The sequence below is a fragment of the Streptomyces sp. NPDC102274 genome, from assembly GCF_044766385.1.
Classification (GTDB): domain Bacteria; phylum Actinomycetota; class Actinomycetes; order Streptomycetales; family Streptomycetaceae; genus Streptomyces.
Genome location: NZ_JBIWLW010000028.1, coordinates 114,682 through 121,320 on the forward strand (window position 1 = coordinate 114,682; position 6,639 = coordinate 121,320).

The window sequence follows — 6,639 nt, forward strand, 5'->3', positions numbered from 1 at the left end:
ACGGGTTAGACGCCGGTGTGGATGTGGTGCTCGGGGGCGTCGGCAGGGATCTCGACGGCGCTGGTGGTCGTGGTGGCGGGCTTGGTGCGCAGGATCGTGGCGGCGGCGATGAGGGCGGCCAGGGTCAGTGCCGCGCCGGTCGCGAATGCGAGGTGGAAGCCGGCGGTGAGTGCGGTGGCCGGGTTGGTGCCGATGGCAGTGAGGGCGGTGCTGTGCGAGGTGGCGAGGGTGGTGAGGGCGGCGACACCGACGGCGGCGCCGACCTGCTGGGTGGTGTTGAAGAGGCCGGAGGCCAGGCCCGCGTCTTCGGGTCGGGCATCGGACATGGCCAGGGTGGTCAGGGCGGTGATGGCCAGTCCGAAGCCGCCGACGGCGAGCATGGTGGGCAGCAGGTCGGTGGCGTAGTGGGCGCTGCCTGCGGGCAGGCGGGTGAGCAGGCCGATACCGGTGGCGACGAGGGCCAGGCCGATCAGGAGGGTGTGGCGCTCGCCGAGGCGGGCGATGGCGCGGGCGGAGATGAACAGCGAGACGGCGCCGATGGTGAGGGCGGCGGGGAGCATGGCCAACCCGGTCCGGGCGGCGCTGTAGTGCTGGACGTTCTGCATGTAGAGCGCGATCAGGACCTGGAAGGCGAACAGTCCGGCGAGCAGGAGGGTCTGTACGAGGTTCGCGCCGGCGATGGTGCGGGAGGTGAACATCCGTAGCGGCAGCAGGGGTTGGGCGGCGCGGGCCTGGCGGAGCACGAAGCCGGCCAACAGCGAGGCGGCCAGGGCGGCGAAGCCGAGGGTGTGGGTGCCGACCAAGCCGTGGGCGCCGGCGGAGACGATGGCGTAGACGCCGAGCATCAGGCCGCTGGTGACCAGGATCGCGCCCAGGATGTCAACACCGGCCCGCAGGCCGGGACCGCTCTCGCGGGACAAGACCCGCAGCGCGAGCGTGAGGGCGACGGCGCCGATGGGCAGGTTGATGTAGAAGATCCAGTTCCAGCTCAGGGCCTGGGTGAGGGTGCCGCCGAGCACCTGGCCGAGGGAGGCGCCTCCGGCCCCGACGAAGCTGAACGCGCCGAACGCCTTGGCCCGCTCGGCGGGCTGGGGGAAGAGTGTGGCGATCATGCCGAGGCTGACGGAAGCGACCATCGCCCCGCCTACGCCCTGGGCGAAGCGGGCCGCGATGAACATGGCGGGCGTGGCGGCCAGGCCGCAGGCCGCGGAGGCGGCGGTGAACACGCCCAGTCCGGTGGTGAACATCTTCTTGCGGCCGATCAGGTCGCCGACCCGGCCGGCCAGGAGCAGCAGACCGCCGAACGCGATCACGTAGGCGTTGACGACCCAGCTCAGGCCGGAGGGCGTGAAGTCGAGGTCGCGCTGGATGGACGGCAGGGCGACGGTCGTGATCGACCCGTCGAGGATGATCATCAGCATGCCGGCGCAGAGGATGGCAAGGGCCAGCCAACGCGAACGGGGCGTGTCGGACACGGGTCTCTCCTGGTGTGTGAGGACTACAAGAGAGACCGTAGCAGATGGTTTTTTAATAGACGATCTATTCTCGGACTACTTCTGAGTGGTGCGGCGTCGACGCACAGGCTTGTGCGACACGGTCGGCTTGGCCAGCTCCCCCTCTGTGAGCCGGGTCAAGGCGCCGACGAACGCCTGCCGTTCACCTTCGGGCAGGAAGTGCAGCACCTCGGCGTGCACGCGGTCCACGATCTCCCCTCCCTGCCGCACCTTCTCGGCTCCAGCCGGGGTTACCTTGATGATCCGGGCACGCCGGTCCGTGCTGGACGGATGCCGCTCCGCCAGGCCCTCCCGCTCCAGTTCGTCGACGGTCACGACCATCGTGGTCTTGTCCAGGCCCGCGATCTCCGCCAACCGGGCCTGTGTCTGCTCGCCCTCCATCGCGTGAAGCAGGACGCAGTGCGCCCGGGGCGAGCTGTCGACCTCGGCCAGGGCGGCCGTCAGGCGGGTGTCCATCACATACGCGGCGTGCGTCAGCATGCCCGTGAGATCGCGGACCGAACGGGTGGGGGGAGGGGTGCTCATGCCGCCAGAATACGACAGGAACTAGATAGTTCAACAGCGGGACGATCTGGGCCGCCGTGCCTCGCGGCCAGCTGGAGGAACTGGGCCGCGCGCTACGTACGGCGTTCATCTGCGACTACCTCGCCGATGCCGACCTGCGCCGCGAGACCAACGACGAGCTCCAGGTCGTGGGGAGCTGGAGCTTTTCCCGGTATCGCCGGACGGAGTCCGTAATCGCCGGAAGCTCACCTTCCGAGGCGGTCGGCCGTCGAAGTCCGACAAGGCGGACGACTGCGAGCGCCATGCTGTCGAGTGCGGCATTCAACCACTTCAAGCGCCACCCTGCCGTGGGCGAGATACGACAAGTTCGCTGTCCGCTATGAGGCGACCGTACTGGTCACAGTCTTCAGCGTGGGGCTGTGAGGCGTGCGTGCTGGAACAGGCGGACCACGTCGACAGTGTCCTCGGTGTGGCGGCGCTGTCCGGACGGTGTGCGCTCCGGGCTGAGCATGCGCAGCACGCGGTGCACGTAGTCCGTGTCCTGCTGCGGCAGCAACAGCGCGCGCAGCAGCGCCGGCCTCGCCGCCACCGTGCCAGTTGCTGAGTGGCTATAGCGGCGTTACAGTCTATAGCGATGCTACAGAATACATTCGGTGACGCCCGCAAAAGACTGCTCGCCGCAGCGTTCGAGATCGCCACACGCGACGGTGTCGACGCGGTCTCTACGCGCGCGGTCTGCGCCGCCGCAGGCGTACAGGCTCCGTCCCTGTACCACCATTTCGGCGACCGGGCGGGACTGATCCGCGCTGTCGTCGATATCGCGTTCGAGGAGTACTTCCACCGTAAGGACGCCGGTACGGCGACAGTTGACGCGGACCCGCGCACCCGCGTGGCGGCTGGCTGGGACGCGCACGTGGCGTTCGCCCTTGCCTACCCGGGTCTCTACCCGGCGATGTACCCGACGTCGGGCCCGCTACCAAGCCAGGTCGAACGAAGCGGTGCGCTGCTGCGCGCCGGGTTCGACGAGCTCGAGCAAGCAGGCGCCCTCCGGCCCGGGATCACCGCGGTGCTGGCGACGAACGCGCTCCGCGCAGCCCTCCGCGGCGTCGCTCACGCCGTCGCCGCGGACCCCGGCAGCGGCGACAACGACATGACGTCCGCCGTCGTCCGCGACGCGCTCATCAACGCGCTCGTCGCGGACCGGGCACGTGGCTGACCCCTTGTCGGTCCGGCCCCGGACCGGCGAGAACCCTCACGATGGAGCGACAACCATGACCGACCTGCTCGCAGGCAAGACCATCCTCATCACCGGCGCCTCGTCCGGTATCGGCGAGTCCGCCGCGCACCTGTTCGCCCGCGAAGGCGCGAACGTCGTCATCACCGCCCGCCGCAAACCTGAACTCGACCGTGTCGCCGGCGACATCACCGCTGGAGGAGGCAACGTTCTCGCCGTTCAGGCCGACACTACGAACGCCGGACAGCTGCGGCGAGCCATCGGGGCCGCGGTCGAGAAGTGGGGGCGTCTCGATGGCGCCCTGAACAACGCCGGCCGCACCCAGGGCGGCGGCCGCCTCGCCGAGGTCACCGACGAGAGGTTCGACTCCCTCATCGAGATCAACTTCAAGGGCGTGTGGCTGGCGATGCGCGCCGAACTGCAGGCGATGACCGCGGAGGGCGCCGCTGGTGGCTCGATCGTCAACATCAGCAGCGTCGGCGGCACCTTCGGCGCTGCCGGGCAGAGTGTGTACGGGGCGACGAAGGCCGCCGTCACCGCCATGAGCCGCGCCGCCGCCGCCGAATACGGCCGCGAAGGTGTCCGCGTCAACGCGATCGCGCCCGGCGCCACGATGACCGAGATGATGGTCGCCTGGCAGCAGCGCGACCCGGACATCGTCGAGCACCTCAGTTCCCTTGCCGCCCTCGGCCGCCCCGGCCGGCCGGACGAGATAGCCGAAGCCGCTGCCTGGCTCCTCAGCGATCGCGCCGGCTACGTCACCGGCATGACCCTCGGCGTCGACGGTGGCACCGCCACCTGGCCGCACTGAGCCATCCCGAGCCGCGCGGCACCCCCCCCACGGCTGCGTCGAACGGCTCTCGGGCGAACGGGCACCCGCTTCTCGGTATGGGGGCGCGAGTGCGGGGCGGTCAGCCGGCGGCCGCTCGGGATACACCTACGGCACCAAGGCGCACACCGCGGAAGAGCTGGCCAGGATGCTCGCCGACCGCCTCGGCCTGGCCTTCACCGAGCACGACAGTTACTTCCGAGGTGTCCACCGCGCCGCTGAGGCCGCGTGCGGGCGGCCAAACACTGCGGCACCCTCCACGCCGTCGGCTGAGCCGGCGCAACATCGGTGCCCAATTCCTGTGGCGTAGGCGGCTGTTCGCCTGCTGTGCGGGCGAGCTGACCCGTAGCGTAAGGCAGGGTGTCCGAAGCACCTGGCCTCTTATTCCGGTGGGCCTCCGCCACCGAGCCGTAGGCAACGACTGCGGGCGCGCCGGGATGCGTCGACGGAGACCAGAGCCCGGAACCCGTCCCACTTCGGCTCGCCCGCCCAGCCCGGCCGCAGATCAGACTCGGGCGCGGGAGTGCTGAGCCTCGGCTCAGGAGGCGTCCACGTCACACCCCTACGACCTGCCTTCGGTCAGCCGGCTGGCGGTGTTCTCGATCCAGAGCAGCGTCCATTCCACTCCGGCCTGCCACCCGGGCTCCGCTCCGGGTGTACCGGCCTTCTGCGTCGGCTCGGATGTTGGCAGCAAGGGTGCGCAGGTCCCTCTGCGGGCCCTGCCGCCGGGCCGCGTCCACGGCCTGGCGTATCTCGTCAGTGATTTCGACCTGGCGCTGGTGCTGGCCGGGCTGGACGAGGACGCGGGCTGAGCCGCCTCAGCCCGCTCAGCGGGCGTGGCTCACGGTTACGGATCTTCCGGGAAGAAGGGAGCGTGGCGGATCGTGGGCCGTTCGATGTCGGGCAGAGCCAGATCGACGGGCTCGGCCAACTGTCTCTGCGACAGCGTCCGGATGCCGTGTGAAGTCAGCAGCCGCAACACGTCACGCTCGAAATCCGAGGAACAGTCCGCCGGCGTGCTCACCAGGTCCGCAGTGTCGTCGCGCAGCCTGGATGGCCGGGCGAACGCCGCCGTCGGGCGTGGTGGAGTCGTCAAAGGACGTGCGGTGCGGGGCACTTCATTCCCCGGCGTTCATGCTCGACCTTCTCGATGAGCCGATCGGTCTCGACCTCGGCCAGGGTGCGATCTCTCCGTTTGGTGTCGGTGGTGGTGAGAGTCGGTCGCGCTGGGCTCGGGGTCTGGTGCCTCGACCGTATGGAGCGTCAGCCGCTGGTGGAGGCGATCGGCGACTCCCGCCGGGACGCCGCCCTCGCTCGCCGCAGCCAGACCGCCCGCGAGCAGGAACGGCGCAGTGCGGAGTAGGAAGCCGCGGCACGGGAGGCGAGGCGGCCGGTGTGCGCAGACTGTGAGCGTCAGTTCACCGATGACCGGTGGAAGGCCGTGGACCCCTCCGACTGGAGCCGGCCGCGGCAGTCGGACCCGCACCTGTGCGAGGACTGCCAGAGCCGGGCCGTCGCAGCCCAGCAGCGGGCCGAAGCCGGCGAACGCGAGCGTAAGGAGCAGGAGCGGCGCCAGGAGAAGGTCTCCGGCTCCCTCGCACGGGTGGCGTTCTGCTGGTCGATCTTCGCCTGGACCTTCGGGTCGAGAGTGCGCCCGGTCCAGGTGGCCTGGTGCGCGGCGAGCTTGTGGACGGGGTGCGGGGTTGCCCACTGCCCGCTGTCTGTCCGTCGCGGTGAAGGGTGGACTGGTGATTCCTGAGCCGGGCCAACGGACGGGCCGCATGGGTTCGGTGGGGGACGGGAGCAGCCCGAGTGCTCGTCAAGTGGTGTCGGTGCCTCGTGGTAGACAGAGGCTTTTTGGTCGGCAAAGCTACGGGGGAGGAGCATGACGTCTGAGGAGCTTGCGTTCGATCACGAGCAGGTGCGCATACACGGATTCGAGCTGTACGAGGGGACTTTCCTCGACGTGCGTGCGGCGATCCTGGGGATGCGGCAGGACGTCAAGGACGAGTTCCGTAGAGGACGAGGTGCCTGAGCTGCTGACTCGATCCATATCCGGATGAGGGGCACCCCGACCCGGCACCGTGGCCCGGCGCCCCGATCCGGCACCGTGGCCTGGTGCGGCGAACGCGGGTACCGGCCGGGGTCGGGGCTCAGCGCACCGGGAAGCCGAATGAGTGGCCCTGCCTTGAGCTGGGGGAGGAGTCCGCGCAGGGCTTCGATGGTCTGGGTGCGGTCACCGCCCGCGTCGTGGAAGAGGAGTGTCGGTCCGTTGGGCAGTTCCCGCTCGACGGTGGCGACGATGGCGTCCGTGCCCGGGCGCTCGAAGTCCTTGGTGTCCACGTTCCAGCCCAGCGGGCGCATGCCCCGGGAAGCGGCGAGGTTGCGGCTGTAGGGGGTGAAGGCCCCGCCGGGCGCCCGGTAGTACATCGGCCGTACGCCCCCGGACGCTTTGGTGATCACGCGTTCGGCGTCGAGTATCTGCTGCGACTGGTAGGTCTCGGACTCCTTGTCCATGGCGGTGTTGTGCGACACCGAGTGGTCGCACAGCCGGTGGC

Annotated in this window: 9 protein-coding genes and 1 pseudogene; 5 read left to right on the forward strand and 5 right to left on the reverse strand. The window is 69.8% G+C overall.

The window, feature by feature from the left end:
* Positions 1–5: 5 nt before the first annotated feature.
* Positions 6–1,421: an MFS transporter gene (locus tag ACIRQP_RS30625; protein ID WP_403895596.1), complete on the reverse strand. Its 1,416-nt coding sequence runs from the start codon at positions 1,419–1,421 to the stop codon at positions 6–8.
* Between the two features lie 129 nt (positions 1,422–1,550).
* Complete coding sequence (locus tag ACIRQP_RS30630; RefSeq protein WP_403895553.1) at positions 1,551–2,039, reverse strand: MarR family winged helix-turn-helix transcriptional regulator; 489 nt, start codon at positions 2,037–2,039, stop codon at positions 1,551–1,553.
* A 56-nt stretch (positions 2,040–2,095) separates the two neighbouring features.
* Between ACIRQP_RS30630 and ACIRQP_RS30635 the strand changes: the two genes are divergently transcribed.
* Entirely contained in the window at positions 2,096–2,401 is a 306-nt protein-coding gene (locus ACIRQP_RS30635) for a Tn3 family transposase (RefSeq protein ID WP_403895556.1), read from the forward strand.
* A 23-nt stretch (positions 2,402–2,424) separates the two neighbouring features.
* On the opposite strand, the gene ACIRQP_RS30640 is transcribed toward ACIRQP_RS30635, so the two are convergent.
* Positions 2,425–2,607, reverse strand: coding sequence for a hypothetical protein (locus ACIRQP_RS30640; protein WP_403895558.1), 183 nt, complete (start codon positions 2,605–2,607; stop codon positions 2,425–2,427).
* 45 nt (positions 2,608–2,652) lie between these two features.
* Between ACIRQP_RS30640 and ACIRQP_RS30645 the strand changes: the two genes are divergently transcribed.
* The 3 genes from ACIRQP_RS30645 (at position 2,653) to ACIRQP_RS30655 (ending at position 4,893) form a co-directional block, all read left to right on the forward strand.
* Entirely contained in the window at positions 2,653–3,234 is a 582-nt protein-coding gene (locus ACIRQP_RS30645) for a TetR/AcrR family transcriptional regulator (protein ID WP_403895561.1), read from the forward strand.
* A gap of 55 nt (positions 3,235–3,289) precedes the next feature.
* Positions 3,290–4,063 (forward strand): SDR family NAD(P)-dependent oxidoreductase, encoded by a 774-nt coding sequence (locus ACIRQP_RS30650; protein ID WP_403895564.1) that lies wholly within the window; start codon positions 3,290–3,292, stop codon positions 4,061–4,063.
* A gap of 611 nt (positions 4,064–4,674) precedes the next feature.
* Positions 4,675–4,893 (forward strand): hypothetical protein, encoded by a 219-nt coding sequence (locus ACIRQP_RS30655; RefSeq protein WP_403895567.1) that lies wholly within the window; start codon positions 4,675–4,677, stop codon positions 4,891–4,893.
* 35 nt (positions 4,894–4,928) lie between these two features.
* Here ACIRQP_RS30655 and ACIRQP_RS30660 read toward each other — a convergent pair whose 3' ends face one another.
* Positions 4,929–5,198 (reverse strand): hypothetical protein, encoded by a 270-nt coding sequence (locus ACIRQP_RS30660; RefSeq protein WP_403895570.1) that lies wholly within the window; start codon positions 5,196–5,198, stop codon positions 4,929–4,931.
* A gap of 768 nt (positions 5,199–5,966) precedes the next feature.
* Here ACIRQP_RS30660 and ACIRQP_RS30665 point away from each other — a divergent pair.
* Entirely contained in the window at positions 5,967–6,116 is a 150-nt protein-coding gene (locus ACIRQP_RS30665) for a hypothetical protein (protein ID WP_403895573.1), read from the forward strand.
* A 118-nt stretch (positions 6,117–6,234) separates the two neighbouring features.
* Here ACIRQP_RS30665 and ACIRQP_RS30670 read toward each other — a convergent pair.
* Positions 6,235–6,639, reverse strand: a pseudogene (locus ACIRQP_RS30670) (polysaccharide deacetylase family protein); the annotation flags it as partial.